The following is a 15,294-nucleotide window of genomic DNA, read 5'->3' as shown; positions in this document are numbered from 1 at the left end:
GCTCTAGCGCCTGACGATGATGCTCAGACAGACTTAACCAATACTGCGGGCAGCTTGCAGGACTTCGTTGGCGTGATTGGGCACCTTGACCCCGCGCCATTCCTGGACCAGCCGACCGTACGCGTCGATCAGAAACGTACTGCGTTCGATACCACGTACTTGTTTACCGTACATGTTCTTCTGCTTGATGACACCGTATAGGTTGCAGACGGTCTCATCGGTGTCCGCGATGAGAGGAAAGGGCAGCTCGTACTTTCCCTGGAAATTCTGGTGCGATTTCAGCGAGTCGCGCGACACGCCGATGACGACGGTGCTGGCATCGAGGAACTCGGGATGCAGGTCGCGGAAATTCTGGCTCTCGGTCGTGCAGCCCGGGGTGTTGTCCTTGGGGTAGAAATACAGCACGACGGCGCGACCCTGGCATTGTTCCAGGCTGATCGGGCCGATGGTGCTTTCAGCGGTAAAAAGAGGGGCGGGTTTGCCGATGAGCGTGGTCATGTGGGGAGATCTCCTTGGGGCGGCAGCAGGGCGACGACCACGCGCCGGCCCTCCGCCATCAGGATGTTGTACGTGCGGGCGGCGGCCTGGGTGTCCATGACTTCGACGCCAATGCCGACCGCCAACAGCGGGCGCAGGACGTCTTGGCTCAGCAGGCGTTGCCGGGCTCCCGTCCCGACGAGCAGGACTTCGGGGCCCGTGCCCTTGGCCAGCGTGCCGCTCTCGGGTTCGTCCAGAAAGGCCAACGGATCGCGCTTGGCCTCGGAGAGCCCGGCGGCCTGTTGCAAAAGGGACGCGGTGATGTCCGCGGCAGCCTGGACAGGCCATTCAGAGACCGTGCCTTCGGGGCCGAAGGCGACGGCATGGGAAAATCGTACCTGGTTGACTTCAATGTACCCATCACCGTAGGCGGTGACGGTATTCAGGGCCGATGCAGGGTCGGTGTGCAGCTTCAATAAAAACTCCAACTTGATGCTTCCGATAATAGCGCATCGGGATGTCGGTTTGTGGCAGGGTATCTACGAGTAGAGGGACAGAACGTGTCAATTTGCCGACGGGGCCTGCATGCGCTAGATTACTAAGTTTTGCTGCGCTGCAAATCCGCGGCACCCCGCCCCATACCAAGGAATGGTTCCCTATGAGGAAGTTCTCCCGCATCGAGCGTCTGCCCCCGTATGTGTTCAACATCACCGGCGAGCTCAAGATGGCCGCCCGCCGGCGGGGCGAGGACATCATCGATATGTCCATGGGCAACCCTGATGGCGCCACCCCCAAACATATCGTAGACAAGATGGTCGAGGCCACGTTGCGGCCTACCACCCATGGCTATTCCGTTTCCAAGGGCATTCCGCGTCTGCGCAAAGCCATCTGTGATTGGTATCAGCGCCGCTATGATGTCGAATTCGACCCGGATAGCGAGGCCATCGTCACCATCGGCTCGAAAGAGGGCCTGGCGCACTTGATGCTGGCGACGCTGGATCGCGGCGATACCGTGCTGGTGCCCAATCCTAGCTATCCCATCCATATTTATGGCGCGGTAATCGCCGGCGCCAATATCCGCTCGGTGCGCATGACGCCGGGTGTGGATTTCTTCGAAGAACTCCAGCGCGCGGTTCGCGAGTCGATCCCGAAGCCCAAGATGATGATTCTCGGGTTTCCCAGCAATCCGACTGCGCAATGTGTCGACCTGTCATTTTTCGAACGCGTGGTGGCGCTGGCCAAAGAGCACGACATCCTCGTCGTACATGATCTGGCCTATGCGGATATCTGTTTTGACGGCTATGTCGCGCCGTCCATCATGCAGGTCCCGGGCGCTCGCGATGTCGCGGTCGAGTTCTTTACCATGAGCAAAAGCTACAACATGGCTGGCTGGCGCATCGGCTATATGGTCGGCAATCGCGATCTGGTCAACGCGCTGGCGCGGATCAAGAGCTATCACGACTACGGCACGTTCACGCCGATTCAGGTGGCCTCCATTGCCGCCCTGGACGGCCCACAGGACTGCGTCGCCGAGGTCGTCGAGCAATACCGCAATCGCCGGGACGTGCTGGCGCGCGGGCTGCACGAGGCCGGCTGGAATGTAGAGATCCCCAAGGCATCCATGTACATCTGGGCGCAGATTCCCGAGCCATACCGGGCCATGGGTTCCCTGGAATTCTCCAAGCGCGTCCTGTCTGACGCCAAGGTTGCCGTATCGCCGGGCATCGGTTTTGGCGAGTACGGCGACGAGTATGTGCGCTTTGCCCTGATTGAAAACGAACAACGCACGCGCCAAGCCGTGCGGGGTATCAAAGAAATGTTCCGCAAGGACGGCTTGTTGAAATAAACCTGGTTGTTGCCGATCCCGGCATCACAGACCAGCCATCGCATTCTGGAAATTGGAAATGACAAACGCTGCAAGTACCCAGCCCGCCTCCGGGGCAGTTCATCCGGGCGCCGACCTGAAACCCATCAAGATTGGCCTGTTGGGCTTAGGTGTCGTGGGCGGTGGCACCTGGAGCGTGCTCACTCGCAACGCCGAAGAAATCGCCCGCCGTGCCGGCCGTCGCATCGAGATCAGCCGGATCGCCGTGCGTGACGTAGCCAAGGCGCGCGGCCGTATCGGCGAGGCCCTTCCTGTGGATACTGACGTGCAGGCCTTGGTCCGCGATCCCAATGTCGACATCGTGGTCGAGCTCATTGGCGGCGACACGCTCGCGCGCGAACTGGTGCTCGAAGCCATTGCAAACGGCAAGCATGTCGTTACCGCAAACAAAGCCTTGCTGGCCAAGCATGGCAACGAGATCTTTGCCGCGGCATCCGCCAAAGGCGTGATGGTAGCGTTCGAGGCCGCCGTCGCGGGCGGTATCCCCATCATCAAGGCCATTCGCGAAGGGCTGACCGCCAACCGCATCGAATGGGTGGCTGGCATCATCAACGGCACCACGAATTTCATCCTGTCTGAAATGCGTTCGCGCGGGCTGCCTTTTGCCGAGGTCTTGGCAGAGGCGCAACGCCTGGGCTATGCAGAGGCTGATCCGACCTTCGACGTCGAGGGTGTCGATGCGGCCCACAAACTCACTTTGTTGGCCTCGCTGGCTTTTGGTGTGCCGGTGCAATTCGACAAAGCGTACATCGAAGGCATCTCGCAGCTCGCCCAAGAAGACATCGCCCACGCCGAACGCCTGGGTTATCGCATCAAACTGCTGGGCATCACGAAGCGTCGTGCAGACGGCATCGAGCTGCGTGTGCATCCTGCGCTGGTACCGGCCGAGCGTCTGCTCGCCAATGTCGAGGGTGCGATGAATGCCGTGCTGGTCCGTGGCGATGCCGTCGGCCCGACGCTGTACTACGGCCAGGGCGCAGGCGAGGAGCCCACCGCGTCCGCCGTGGTCGCGGATCTTGTTGACGTGACGCGTCTGCATACCGCTGATCCGGGCAACCGCGTTCCGCACTTGGCATTCCAGCCTGACGCGCTGTCTGACCTGGCTATTCTGCCTATCGATCAGATCAGCACATCGTATTACCTGCGTCTGCGCGTCGACGATCAGCCGGGCGTGCTGGCCGATATCGCACGTGTGCTGGCGGATCGCGAGATCTCCATCGGCTCGATGATCCAGCAACCCTCGCACATCGGTGGCGCCGACATCATTTTCCTGACGCATGAGGCCACCGAGGGCAACGTAGACAAAGCCATCCACAGCATCGAACAACTGCCGTTTGTACGTTCCAGCGTCACGCGCCTGCGCGTAGAGACCTTGAATTGACAGTGTTCCCTTATCTTTCCGGTACGAATATCGAGGTTTCTCGAGGCTCCCGATGAAATACATCTCCACACGCGGCGGCATGGCGCCGCAAGCGTTCACCGACATCCTGCTGGAGGGCTTGGCGCCCGATGGCGGGTTGGCCGTTCCCGAAACGCTGCCGCAAATCTCGGCCGACACGCTCGAATCCTGGCGAGGCCTGTCCTACGCCGATCTCGCCTTCGAGGTGCTATCGACATTTGCGACCGACATTCCCGCCGACGACCTGCGTCGTTTGACGCATGCCGCGTATCGCGAAGGCGTCTTCAGCACTGCAGACATAGTGCCTTTGCGTCCGCTGGATGGCGGCCTGCAACTGCTGGGCTTGTCTGAAGGTCCCACGCTGGCTTTCAAAGACATGGCCATGCAGTTCCTTGGCCAAGTCTTCGAGTACGTTCTGACGCAACGTGGCGCGACCTTGAATATCCTGGGCGCAACCTCCGGCGATACCGGTTCGGCTGCGGAATATGCCCTGCGCGGCAAGCGCGGCGTATCGGTATTCATGCTGTCGCCGCATGGCCGCATGAGCGCGTTCCAACGCGCGCAGATGTATTCGCTGCAAGACGAAAACATTCATAACATCGCTGTGCGCGGCGTGTTCGACGAGGCTCAGGACATCGTCAAATCGCTGGCCGGTGATCTGCAATTCAAGACCCAATATCGCTTGGGCGCGGTGAACTCCATCAACTGGGCGCGGATCGCTGCACAGGTCGTGTACTACTTCCACGGCTGGTTACGCGCCACGACAGGCCGCGGCCAACAAGTCTCGTTCGCCGTGCCGTCGGGCAATTTCGGCAACATCCTGTCGGGTCACATCGCCCGCAGCATGGGCTTGCCCGTACGCCGTCTGGTGTTGGCCACCAATGAAAACAACGTGCTCGAAGAGTTCTTCCGCACGGGCATATACCGTCCTCGCGGCGCAGAGCATACCTACGCTACCTCCAGCCCCTCCATGGACATCTCGCGCGCATCGAACTTCGAGCGCTTTGTGTTCGACCTGGTGGGGCGCGATCCGCAACGCATCAAGGCACTGTGGGCCGACCTCGCCCGCGATGGTCATTTCGATCTGTCCTCGCTCAAACCTGCATTCGAATCACAATATGGCTTCGTGGCGGGCACGAGTACGCACGACGATCGCTTGTCTGTGATTCGCACCACGCATGAGGCAACCGGCGTGTTAATCGATCCCCATACCGCTGATGGCGTGAAAGTCGCTCGCGAGCATGTGGAACCCGGCGTACCGATGCTGGTCCTGGAAACCGCCTTGCCCGCGAAATTTTCCGAAACCATCGAAGCGGCCCTGGGTAAAAGGGTCGAACCCCCTGCGCCCCTGGCCGACCTGGAGTCCTTGCCCCAGCGGGTCGAGGTCATGGATTGCGACGCACAGTTGGTGCGACGCTACATTGAGGCGCACGCCAAGGTGTAAGAGGCGTTGCAGGCTGTTTTATGACGCCGCCTCGTTAGGGGCGGTGTCATTACAGACTTATGCATTTTGACCACATCCGGTCACGGAATGGGCAGGGTTACGGCCTAAAGTGAAGCTTCGTTCAAGATTGACGGAGTTACCACTATATGAAATTCAAGACCCTGATGCTCGCTTCGACCATTACTGGAATCGCTGTTTTGGCTGGCTGCTCAACGCCCTCAGTGATCCAAAAGCGCGATGGCAGTCAGGTTATGACTTCTGACAAGCCTGAATATAACGAGGACACTGGCTTTTACGAGTACGACAAAAACGGCCAGAGAGTACAAGTCAACAAAGACGATGTGAAGACCATCGAAGAAGTTAAGTAGTCTTGGCTTTGTGTATTAAAGAAGACCCGAGCGAGTAGTTGCTTGGGTCTTTTTGTATGCGTTTATGCGATTCGAATCTGCCAGTCGGTTAGATGCATGGGTCTTCTCTGTGAAGACGTCCCTGTCGGGCGCCTGGAAGCCACACCGGGCCTATCGCCGCGACTCGGCCCATGACCAGGGGCCTCGGCCCGCTTCGCGGGCTAAATCGCGGCTCGACGGCCCGGTGTGGCTTCCAGGCGCCCGACAGGGACTCACAGTGAAGCATGCCGCGGATGCTGGCTGATGGAGGTTTGCACGCTGCCGCGCTTGACGACACACTACGGCCGTCCGATTAGTGATGATGCTCATCACGTAAACCCGGTGAGCGCAGATCATCCATGATGTGCAGATAACGCGAGCCGGGGGTTGCCATGTAAAGGCTGCGCCGGCCCGTTGAGTCCGCCGAGCCATCCTTGTCAGGCGGGGGGCAGTCGGCTGGGCATGTTTGAGCGCAGCGTAGCGGAGCGAGTTTGCCCAGCCGCCCCGCCTGGCGAGGATGGCGAAGGGCAGTCTGGTCGCGCAGGCGACCAGACCGGACGATAGGGCCGGCGCAGCCTTTACATGGCAACCCCCGGCGTTTCAAGAACTCCTACGCGCCATATCCTCTACGCCGCAGAGTCCTCCCATCAAGCCCCCGCAGACGCCTCAGCGTGATACCGCCCCACACGCTCGACTTCATTCTTCGACCCCAACACCACACTAACTCGCTGGTGCAGTTTCTCCGGGTGAATATCGAGAATCCGCTGATTACCGTCAATCGACGCGCCACCCGCCTGCTCGACAATCCAGCTCATCGGATTAGCCTCGTACATCAAGCGCAGTTTGCCCGCCTTGCCCGGCTCACGCGCATCCCAGGGATACATGAAGATCCCGCCACGCGTCAGAATGCGATGCACATCCGCCACCATCGAGGCGATCCAACGCATGTTGAAGTCTTTGCCCAAAGGCCCGGTTTTGCCGGCCAGGCATTCGTCGATATAGCGTTTGACCGGCGGTGCCCAGTGACGCATGTTCGACATATTGATCGCGAATTCCTTGGTGTCCTCGGGAATGCGGATGTTTTCATGCGTCAACACCCACGAACCCATCTCGCGATCCAAGGTAAAGCCGACAACGCCATTGCCAATCGTTAGCACCAACATCGTTTGCGGCCCATACACCGCATAGCCAGCGACGACTTGCTGATTGCCCGGTTGCAGGAAATCCTGTTCGCAGACTTCGTCCGCGCCGGCCACGCGATGCGGAGCGCGCAGGACCGAGAAAATCGTGCCGATCGAGACGTTGACGTCGATGTTCGACGAGCCGTCCAGCGGATCGAACAACAACAGATATTCGCCCTTGGGATAGCGGTTCGGAATCAAGTGGATGGTTTCCATTTCCTCGGAAGCCATGGCCGCCAGATGGCCGCCCCATTCGTTGGCTTCCAACAGGATTTCGTTGGACAGCACATCGAGCTTTTTCTGAACTTCGCCTTGGACGTTTTCCGATTCCAGGGCACCGAGCACACCACCGAGCGCGCCTTTGCTGACCGCATGGCTGATGGCCTTGCAGGCGCGAGCCACGACTTCGATGAGCAGCCGGACTTCCGGAGCCAGGGCCTGGGCAGAGCGTTGCTGCTCGACCAGGTATTGGGTGAGGGTTTTGCGTTTCAAGAGGGGTCTCCGTAATCAACGTAAAACAGGTGGGCCGCACAAACTGCCGCGAATAAGCAGGCAGGGGGCAAGACCGAGGGCAGGAATATCCGGGCCCTCGGTGACGTGGTGTTAAGCCGCAAACTCCAAGGCTTTCGATACGATCTCCAGCACATTGCGTGACAAGCCGGTGTGGTTGCGCACGCGTTGCAGCGCCGCTTGCATGGGGGCGCGTAATTCAGGCACAAAGCGTGCCCAGTTATCCAGCGCACGCGTCAGGCGGGCAGCGATTTCAGGGTTCAGGGCGTCGAGTGCCAGGACTTGCTCGGCCCAGTAGTCGTAACCAGCGCCATCTGCTCGATGCAAGCCGCGCGCATTGTTCAGGCAGAACTGAAAAACCAGCGCGCGAGCGCGATTCGGGTTGCGCAGCGTAAATGCGGGGTGATTCATCAGCGCGCGCACGCTATCGACATTGCTGCTCAAGGCAGTCGCCTGCAGCATGAACCATTTGTCGATGACCAGCGGATCGTCCTTCCAGCGCGTATAGAACGTGTCCAGCGCGTGCGCTGCAACCTCGCCAGGGGCGTAGTTCACGAGCGTCCCGAGCGCGGCCAAGCTGTCGGTCATGTTGCCCGCCTGGTCGAATTGCGACTGGGCCAGCGCCTGCGCACCCTCGACCCCGGCGGCCATCAAATGGCCGAGCGCCTGGTTTTTCAGGGCCCGCTGGCCGGCGGGGCCAGGAGCGGGGCTATAGGCGCCAGGCGTCTGGTTGGCGTCGAAAGCCTCGCGCCATTGCGTCGCCAGTTGCCGTCCCAATTCCCTGCGCAGGAAATCCCGGGCGGCAGCGAGGGCAGGAGGATCGATGGCTTCCTGGCGCTCTGCCAGGGTCTTTTCCGAGGGCAAAGCCAAAGCGCGCGCGCGATAGCCCGCATCCAAGGCCGGATCAGTCAGCAAAGCGCGCCACGCGTCGATAAAACCGGTGTTGACCTGGAGCGGCGCACCCGCCTGATGCTGGGCCGCCAGGGCCAAAATCTGCCGAGTTGCCAGTTCCTGGCCGGCTTCCCAGCGGGCAAACGGGTCGCGGTCGTGGGCAGAAAGCAGCGCGAGTTCTTCGTCCGTCCAGTCGTACTCCACAATGACAGGCGCCGAAAAACCGCGCAGCAATGAAGGGACCGGTTTAGCGGGAACGTTGTCGAATACCCACTGCTGACGGGGCTCGGTCAGTTCCAGCAGCGCTGTGTCCTGTGGCTGCGAGGCGCCGTCGAGATGCAACGGCAGGGCGCGTCCCTCGGCGTCGAGCAAACCCAGCGCAAAGGGGATGTGGAAAGGCGCTTTGACATAGTCGCCGCCTGCGCGTTTTTCCACGCCGACCAGCGGGCAGCTTTGGCTCAGCGTCACAGTGCAGCGTTGTGCCGCGGCATCGTAATCCAGAGTTACTGCGACGCGAGGCGTACCCGCTTGGCGATACCAACGACGAAATACCGACAAGTCCCGGCCCGGGTTCAAACGGGTATAGACCGACTCCATGGCGGCGACGAAATCGTCGCACGTCACCGCCTGGCCATCGTGACGGCGGAAATACTCGTCGATCCCGGCACGGAAGCCGTCTGCGCCCAGCAACGTATGCTGCATCCGGATGACCTCGGCGCCTTTTTCGTACACCGTTGCGGTGTAGAAATTGCCAATTTCCTGGTAGCTTTCCGGGCGAATCGGGTGGGCCATGGGGCCCGCGTCTTCGGGGAACTGGGCCGCGCGCAGCGTCACGACGTCATCTATGCGCTTGACGGCACGGGCGCTGGCTGCAGCCGCTGCGTCCAATCCCCGAGCCATCATATCGGCGGTGAACTCCTGGTCACGGAAAACCGTCAGGCCTTCTTTCAGGCTGAGCTGGAACCAGTCGCGGCACGTGACGCGGTTGCCCGTCCAGTTGTGGAAATATTCATGGCCAATGACCGCCTCAATGCCTTCGTAATTGGCATCTGTCGCCGTGTGCGGATCGGCCAGCACGTAGGCGGCGTTGAAGATATTCAGGCCCTTGTTTTCCATGGCGCCCATGTTGAAGTCGCGCACGGCGACCACCATGAAGCGGTCCAGATCCAGTTCCAGCCCAAATCGGGTTTCGTCCCATTGCAACGCACGTACGAGGGACTCCAGCGCCCATTCGGTGCGGTCTTCGGAGCCTGGATCGCTATAGACTTGCAGCAGGACAGGGCGCCCGGATGCCGTCTTGACGGTGGTTTCCCGGTGCGTGAGCTGGCCGGCCACCAGGGCAAAGAGATAGCAAGGTTTGGGAAAGGGGTCTTCCCAGTGGGCTTCCTGGCGGCCATCGGGCAGGGTACGCGTGGATAGCAAGTTGCCGTTGGACAGCAGCACCGGGTACGCGTCGCCCGCTCGCAAGGTCACTTGATAGCGCGACATGACGTCGGGTCGGTCGGCAAAATAAGTAATGCGGCGAAAGCCCTCGGCCTCACATTGTGTAAAGAAATTGCCGCCCGATACATAAAGACCCATCAGGGTGGAGTTGGCGCTGGGCTGGCAGCGGCTGACGATCTCGACCGTCGCCTGGGCCGGCAGATTGGACAACACCAAGGCCGCATCATCCAGCGTGTACTGCTCGGTCGGCCAGGGTTTGCCATCGACATGCAGCGACACCAATTCGAGTTCGGCGCCATCCAGGACCAGTGGGGCATTGGCCGGCGCGTCTGCTTTGCGCTCAATGCGCAGCGTGCTATGCACCAGGGTGGTTTCGGGATCCAGGTCGAACGCCAGGGCCACCGTCGGGATGGCGTAGGGGTAGGGCTGATAATCTTTGCGATATACGGTTACAGGCGTTTCGGTGCGCATGCCTAGATCGGATCAGAATAGGTAATGCCCTATTGTAGTAGTACCCCGCCAGGCATTCGGTGGACAGAAATATCCAGTTGAAAAACTTTTGCTCGCCAGAAGTGTCGAAGTCTGCCCAGGTATGATGAGTTTCGTGTGCCCACGGAAACGCTGGACGGATCCGCGTCCGGCCCTGGGGCCTCATTAGGAGACCCGCTATGTTTGAATCCCGCAAATGGCTAGGCCTGTGCCGTCTGGCGGGTGTGGCCACCGTGTTGTCAGCGACCATTCTGGTGACGGGATGCGCCACCCCGACAGTACAGGCCAGGGTGACCTCGTTCCAGCATTGGCCCTCTGATGTGGTCGGTGCCACCTACCGGTTCGTGGACGCCACGCCCGGCCAGGCGAATAATCTCGAATATCAGGCTTACCAGGACTCGATGCGCGCCAGTATCGGGCCTACGGGTCTGGTCGAAGCGCAACCAGGCGCCTCAGCTCGGTTTAATGTGTCATTCAAATACGGCACCGAACAAACTCAAGTCATGACCCGGCAATCGTACGACCCGTATTTCTATGGCGGGTTTGGCGGCTTTTATGGGCCGCCATGGTGGGGCCCGGGCTATTGGGGGCCTACCTGGGTAGATGTGCCGACCGTTGCCTATCGTAATCGTTTGACGGTTGAAATTTACGACAACGCCAACAAGGGGGCGGAAGTTTACCGTTCGTCGGCCTATATTTTGAGTGGCCGGGAGGATCTCGTACGCACGATGCCTTATTTAACGCGGGCAATATTCGACAATTTTCCCGGAAATAATGGCTCGGAGCGCGAAGTCGAATATCCCATTAATCGTTAACTGTTTTCCATTAACAGCAATAATCGGCCTGGAGTGAATGGAAATAATCCAGATGTGAATATGTCGGATGATGTCGTCCGGTGCTCCGGTTCAGCCGATATATTAGATTTTAGGGACGGATTAAATCGGTATTGGCTGGAATACTATTGCCCCAGGGGAACCTGGGGGCAATAATTTATTCGGTGATGAGAAACGTTTCGCGGCTGTTGCCAGCGGCTTCTTCGGCAGCGAGCCAGCGTGGCGCTTTGCCGCGGCCGCTCCAGGTTTCACCGCTCTGGGGGTGGCGGTATTTCGGAGCCACTTGGCGTTTGGCCGCATTAGGTATGGCCTTGCGGCTGCTGGTGGCGCGGGGAGTTTTAGCAGCGCCACTGAATGCCGCAGCGATTTCCTCCGGAGTGATATTGTATTCACGCATGGAAGACACAATCGAGGCAATCACCGGTTTGCGGCGTTTCGTTTGCAGTGCTTCAGCTTTTTTCTGCAACTTGCTGATTTCTTTTTCTATTTTGGCTTGCAAGGTAGCGTAACTTTCACGGGGCATGACTTGGTCCTGGCGAATAATCAGACAGTTTTTGAGTAGGGATGGTGTGCGGGATATTGTTTTGATACGGCTATATCACCAATAATACCTAAAATAACCCATAAATGGATGGATGAGTCAAGCTCATCGCATTAAAAGTAGGTAATGAATGAGTAATTCCAAATTGAATTCGACATCAGTCGCTGCTATTCAGATGGTTTCCAGTCCCGACGTACAGGATAATTTGCGCGCGGCTGGCGAATTAATTGAAAGGGCGGCTGGTTCGGGGGCAAAGCTGGTGTCGTTACCCGAATATTTTTGTTTTATGGGAACCGCTGATCTGCAGAAACTCGAGATCAAGGAGCAACCCGGTTCGGGGCCGATTCAAGACTTTCTGGCCGAGCAGGCCGCCAAACACCAGATCTGGCTGGCAGGCGGCACCTTGCCACTGGCATGTCCGGATGCCGGACGTGTATTCAATACCACGTTCGTTTACGGGCCAGACGGGAAATCCGCTGCGCGATACGACAAAATTCATTTATTCAATTTTCAACGCGGCGCCGAGGCTTATGACGAATCGATTGCCATTCGTCCTGGAGACGCCGTGCAGACCGTGCAGACTCCCTGGGCGCGTGTCGGCTTGTCGATATGTTATGACCTGCGGTTTCCCGAGCTTTATCGGGCGTTGGGGCAGGTGGACTTGATTTTGGTGCCGGCCGCCTTCACCTACACTACAGGCAAAGCCCATTGGGAACTATTGTTGCGGGCGCGTGCCATCGAGAACCAATGCTATGTGCTGGCGGCCGCCCAGGGCGGGCATCACGTCAATGGCCGGCGTACTTGGGGACATTCCATGCTGATTGACCCGTGGGGCGAGATAATTGACGTGTTACCCGAGGGGCCAGGCGTGGTCAGCGGTACCATAGAGCCTGAGCGCCTGACGCAAGTGCGCGCCTCGCTGCCTGCGTTGCGCCACCGAGTCCTGTAAAACAGAGATTTTATGAACCTGATCGATCCCGATATCCAATCGTTGGCTACGGCCAAGTCATTATTGCTGGACCCCTGGGGCCTGACCGAATCCGACATGGCGCGTGCGCTGGGGGAAATTTTCACCCACAAGGTCGATTACGCTGATCTGTATTTTCAATATACCCGTAGCGAAGGCTGGAGTCTCGAAGAGGGTATTGTGAAAACCGGCAGTTTTTCGATTGGGCAGGGCGTGGGCGTGCGTGCCATCAGCGGCGAGAAAACCGCGTTTGCCTATTCCGATTCCTTGTCGCCCGATGCCTTATTGTCGTCGGCTCGTACGGTGCGAGGCATTGCCCGCCGTGGCGCCGGCAAAGTCAAAGTTGCCGCCCAGGTTCCTCCCCTGGCTGGCCGCAGCCTGTATGCCGACCTGGATCCGCTGACGACGCTGAGCGCACCGGACAAAGTGGCATTGCTGGAACGCGTTGAGCGGATGGCGCGCGCGCGGGATCCGCATGTCATCCAGGTCATGGCAGGCCTGGGGGCGGAATATGACGTGATTCTGGTGGCGGGTAGCGATGGCCGCTTGGCCGCTGATGTGCGCCCGCTGGTGCGTTTGTCGCTGACGGTGATCGCCGAGCGCAATGGCCGTCGCGAGATGGGACACGCCGGTGGCGGTGGCCGCACCGGGTTGGCCTATTTCTCCGACGAAATCCTGAAAGGCTATGTAGAACGCGCGGTGCACGAGGCCATGGTCAACCTGGAGGCGCGTCCTGCTCCCGCTGGTGAAATGACGGTGGTGCTGGGCTCGGGCTGGCCGGGCATTTTGCTGCACGAGGCGGTCGGTCATGGCCTGGAAGGCGACTTCAATCGCAAGGGTTCCAGCGTGTTTTCAGGCCGTATCGGCGAGCGCGTGGCATCCAAGGGCGTAACAGTGGTGGATGACGGCACACTGCCGGACCGCCGCGGTTCGTTGAACATCGACGACGAAGGCAATGCTACACAGCGCAACGTGCTCATTGAGGACGGTTTCCTGCGCGGATACATGCAAGACACGCTGAACGCTCGTTTGATGAAAACGTCCGCTACCGGTAATGGCCGGCGCGAATCCTTTGCGCATCTGCCCATGCCCCGTATGACCAACACGTATATGTTGGCTGGCCAAACCCCGCCCGAGGAAATCATCGCCTCGGTCAAGCATGGGCTTTATGCCGCGAATTTCGGTGGCGGGCAAGTCGACATCACCAACGGCAAGTTCGTGTTCTCGGCTTCCGAGGCCTACATGATCGAAAACGGCAAAATCACCTATCCGGTCAAGGGTGCCACGCTGATCGGTAACGGACCAGACGCCATGAACCAGGTCAGCCTGATCGGTAACGACCTGCAGTTGGATTCCGGGGTTGGCACGTGCGGCAAAGATGGTCAGAGTGTGCCAGTAGGGGTCGGGATGCCTACGGTGCGCATGGACGGCCTGACCGTGGGCGGAACAGCCTGACTTGCGGCCGGGGGCAGGGTTTCTGCGTCAGGGGTGGCAGTCTAATCCCTGAAGGCTCCTGGTTCTCAAAAGTCGTAGACGATGTTCGGAAATTTGTGCTAGAGTCTTTCCCTATGAAATTCGCGTCCCCCGCCTTTTACTTTTATTTTTTTGGTTTTCTGAAGCCGCTGGCGGAGGAAGGGACGCACTTAAACTAAAGTCGTACAAAATTCCTTAAAAAAAGCCGCCAGCTGCCCTGGCGGCTTTTTTGTGCCGCCAGCCTGGTGGGTCACCCAGGAGTCTCTCGTGTCACACAATACTGACGATCTTCGCATCCGCGAAATCAAAGAACTGAATCCGCCCTCGCACGTCATGCGCGAGTTTTCCTGCACTCAGGAGGCATCTGAAACGGTATTCGCCGCGCGCCAGGCAATGCACCGCATTTTGCATGGCATGGATGACCGTTTGATCGTGGTCATCGGGCCGTGTTCGATTCACGACACCAAGGCCGCCCTCGAATACGCCCAACGCCTGAAGCCGGTACGCGATCGCCTGAAGGGTGAGCTGGAAGTCGTGATGCGTGTGTATTTCGAAAAGCCTCGCACGACCGTGGGCTGGAAGGGATTGATCAACGATCCGGGCCTGGACGGCAGTTTCGACATCAATCGCGGCATTCGTGTCGCCCGTGAGTTGTTGCTGGACATCAATAGCCAGGGGCTGCCGGCGGGCTGCGAGTTTCTGGATATGATCACGCCGCAGTACATCGCCGACCTGGTGTCCTGGGGCGCCATCGGGGCGCGTACGACCGAAAGCCAAGTTCACCGCGAGCTGGCTTCCGGCCTGTCGTGTCCGGTCGGCTTCAAGAATGGCACGGACGGCAATGTGAAGATCGCAGTGGACGCGATCAAGGCGGCATCACAGCCCCATCATTTCCTGTCGGTGACCAAAGGCGGGCATTCGGCCATTGTCTCGACGGCTGGCAACGAGGACTGCCACGTGATTCTGCGCGGCGGCAAGACGCCTAATTATGATGCGGCCAGTGTCTCCGCAGCCTGCGCGGATATGGCGAAATCCGGTCTCGCGCAGCGCGTGATGATCGATGCCAGTCACGCTAACAGCAGCAAAAAACCGGAAAACCAACCCTTGGTCGTGGATGATGTCGCACGTCAGCTCGAAGCCGGCGACACGCGTATTGTCGGCCTGATGATCGAAAGCCACCTGGTCGCCGGCCGTCAGGATATGGTGCCGGGCGAGCCGCTGGTGTATGGCCAGAGCATCACCGATGGCTGCATCGATTGGGATGCTTCGGTGGCGGTATTGGAGCGGCTCGCGGGGGCAGTGAAAGCCCGGCGGCTGGCCGCGGCAGTTGTGGGGAAATGATGCCGCGCAAGGCGTAGAATAGGTTTTTTACTTT

13 protein-coding genes are annotated in these 15,294 nt (G+C 59.4%); 8 read left to right on the top strand and 5 right to left on the bottom strand.

Annotated elements, in window-relative coordinates; genetic code table 11:
- Positions 1–33: 33 nt before the first annotated feature.
- Together CAL20_RS14475 and CAL20_RS14470 are read right to left on the bottom strand one after the other, a co-directional pair.
- Complete coding sequence (locus CAL20_RS14475; RefSeq protein ID WP_094821818.1) at positions 34–498, bottom strand: peroxiredoxin; 465 nt, start codon at positions 496–498, stop codon at positions 34–36.
- On the bottom strand, positions 495–953 hold the full coding sequence (locus tag CAL20_RS14470; RefSeq protein ID WP_094838180.1) for an Mth938-like domain-containing protein: 459 nt from the start codon (positions 951–953) through the stop codon (positions 495–497). Before CAL20_RS14470 ends, CAL20_RS14475 begins: the two co-directional genes overlap by 4 nt.
- A 182-nt stretch (positions 954–1,135) precedes the next feature.
- On the opposite strand from CAL20_RS14470, the gene alaC reads away from it, so the two are divergent.
- From alaC to CAL20_RS14450, 4 genes are all read left to right on the top strand, one after another.
- Positions 1,136–2,323, top strand: coding sequence for an alanine transaminase (gene alaC, locus CAL20_RS14465; RefSeq protein WP_176456521.1), 1,188 nt, complete (start codon positions 1,136–1,138; stop codon positions 2,321–2,323).
- Positions 2,324–2,438: 115 nt separating this feature from the next.
- Entirely contained in the window at positions 2,439–3,743 is a 1,305-nt protein-coding gene (locus CAL20_RS14460) for a homoserine dehydrogenase (protein WP_094822118.1), read from the top strand.
- 52 nt (positions 3,744–3,795) lie between these two features.
- Positions 3,796–5,205, top strand: a complete 1,410-nt coding sequence (gene thrC / locus CAL20_RS14455) for a threonine synthase (protein WP_094838179.1) — start codon at positions 3,796–3,798, stop codon at positions 5,203–5,205.
- 146 nt (positions 5,206–5,351) lie between these two features.
- Entirely contained in the window at positions 5,352–5,573 is a 222-nt protein-coding gene (locus tag CAL20_RS14450) for a YgdI/YgdR family lipoprotein (RefSeq protein ID WP_094821814.1), read from the top strand.
- A gap of 665 nt (positions 5,574–6,238) precedes the next feature.
- On the opposite strand, the gene CAL20_RS14445 is transcribed toward CAL20_RS14450, so the two are convergent.
- A complete protein-coding gene (locus CAL20_RS14445) occupies positions 6,239–7,264 on the bottom strand; it encodes a class 1 fructose-bisphosphatase (protein WP_094821813.1) in 1,026 nt (341 codons plus the stop codon).
- A gap of 111 nt (positions 7,265–7,375) precedes the next feature.
- Positions 7,376–10,087: an aminopeptidase N gene (gene pepN, locus CAL20_RS14440; RefSeq protein ID WP_094838178.1), complete on the bottom strand. Its 2,712-nt coding sequence runs from the start codon at positions 10,085–10,087 to the stop codon at positions 7,376–7,378.
- 197 nt (positions 10,088–10,284) lie between these two features.
- Here pepN and CAL20_RS14435 point away from each other — a divergent pair, with 197 nt between their 5' ends.
- Complete coding sequence (locus CAL20_RS14435) at positions 10,285–10,920, top strand: DUF4136 domain-containing protein (RefSeq protein WP_094821811.1); 636 nt, start codon at positions 10,285–10,287, stop codon at positions 10,918–10,920.
- A 175-nt stretch (positions 10,921–11,095) separates the two neighbouring features.
- Here CAL20_RS14435 and CAL20_RS14430 read toward each other — a convergent pair whose 3' ends face one another.
- Positions 11,096–11,461, bottom strand: a complete 366-nt coding sequence (locus tag CAL20_RS14430; RefSeq protein WP_094821810.1) for an H-NS histone family protein — start codon at positions 11,459–11,461, stop codon at positions 11,096–11,098.
- A 148-nt stretch (positions 11,462–11,609) separates the two neighbouring features.
- On the opposite strand from CAL20_RS14430, the gene CAL20_RS14425 reads away from it, so the two are divergent.
- From CAL20_RS14425 to aroG, 3 genes are all read left to right on the top strand, one after another.
- A complete protein-coding gene (locus CAL20_RS14425) occupies positions 11,610–12,428 on the top strand; it encodes a carbon-nitrogen hydrolase family protein (RefSeq protein WP_094821809.1) in 819 nt (272 codons plus the stop codon).
- Positions 12,429–12,440: 12 nt separating this feature from the next.
- Complete coding sequence (gene tldD, locus CAL20_RS14420; RefSeq protein ID WP_094821808.1) at positions 12,441–13,901, top strand: metalloprotease TldD; 1,461 nt, start codon at positions 12,441–12,443, stop codon at positions 13,899–13,901.
- Positions 13,902–14,186: 285 nt separating this feature from the next.
- Positions 14,187–15,260: a 3-deoxy-7-phosphoheptulonate synthase AroG gene (gene aroG / locus CAL20_RS14415; protein WP_094821807.1), complete on the top strand. Its 1,074-nt coding sequence runs from the start codon at positions 14,187–14,189 to the stop codon at positions 15,258–15,260.
- The last annotated feature ends 34 nt before the right edge of the window (positions 15,261–15,294 follow it).

This window comes from Bordetella genomosp. 4 (genome assembly GCF_002261185.1).
Lineage (GTDB): Bacteria > Pseudomonadota > Gammaproteobacteria > Burkholderiales > Burkholderiaceae_B > Bordetella_A.
This window is presented reverse-complemented; position numbering and strand designations above follow the sequence as displayed.

What these genes read in the sequence shown, in the direction of transcription:
- CAL20_RS14475 (WP_094821818.1), bottom strand. Translation starts at nt 498, where the DNA reads ATGACCACGCTCATCGGCAAACCCGCCCCTCTTTTTACCGCTGAAAGC.
- alaC (WP_176456521.1), top strand. Translation starts at nt 1,136, where the DNA reads ATGAGGAAGTTCTCCCGCATCGAGCGTCTGCCCCCGTATGTGTTCAAC.
- thrC (WP_094838179.1), top strand. Translation starts at nt 3,796, where the DNA reads ATGAAATACATCTCCACACGCGGCGGCATGGCGCCGCAAGCGTTCACC.
- CAL20_RS14450 (WP_094821814.1), top strand. Translation starts at nt 5,352, where the DNA reads ATGAAATTCAAGACCCTGATGCTCGCTTCGACCATTACTGGAATCGCT.
- pepN (WP_094838178.1), bottom strand. Translation starts at nt 10,087, where the DNA reads ATGCGCACCGAAACGCCTGTAACCGTATATCGCAAAGATTATCAGCCC.
- CAL20_RS14435 (WP_094821811.1), top strand. Translation starts at nt 10,285, where the DNA reads ATGTTTGAATCCCGCAAATGGCTAGGCCTGTGCCGTCTGGCGGGTGTG.
- CAL20_RS14430 (WP_094821810.1), bottom strand. Translation starts at nt 11,461, where the DNA reads ATGCCCCGTGAAAGTTACGCTACCTTGCAAGCCAAAATAGAAAAAGAA.
- CAL20_RS14425 (WP_094821809.1), top strand. Translation starts at nt 11,610, where the DNA reads ATGAGTAATTCCAAATTGAATTCGACATCAGTCGCTGCTATTCAGATG.
- tldD (WP_094821808.1), top strand. Translation starts at nt 12,441, where the DNA reads ATGAACCTGATCGATCCCGATATCCAATCGTTGGCTACGGCCAAGTCA.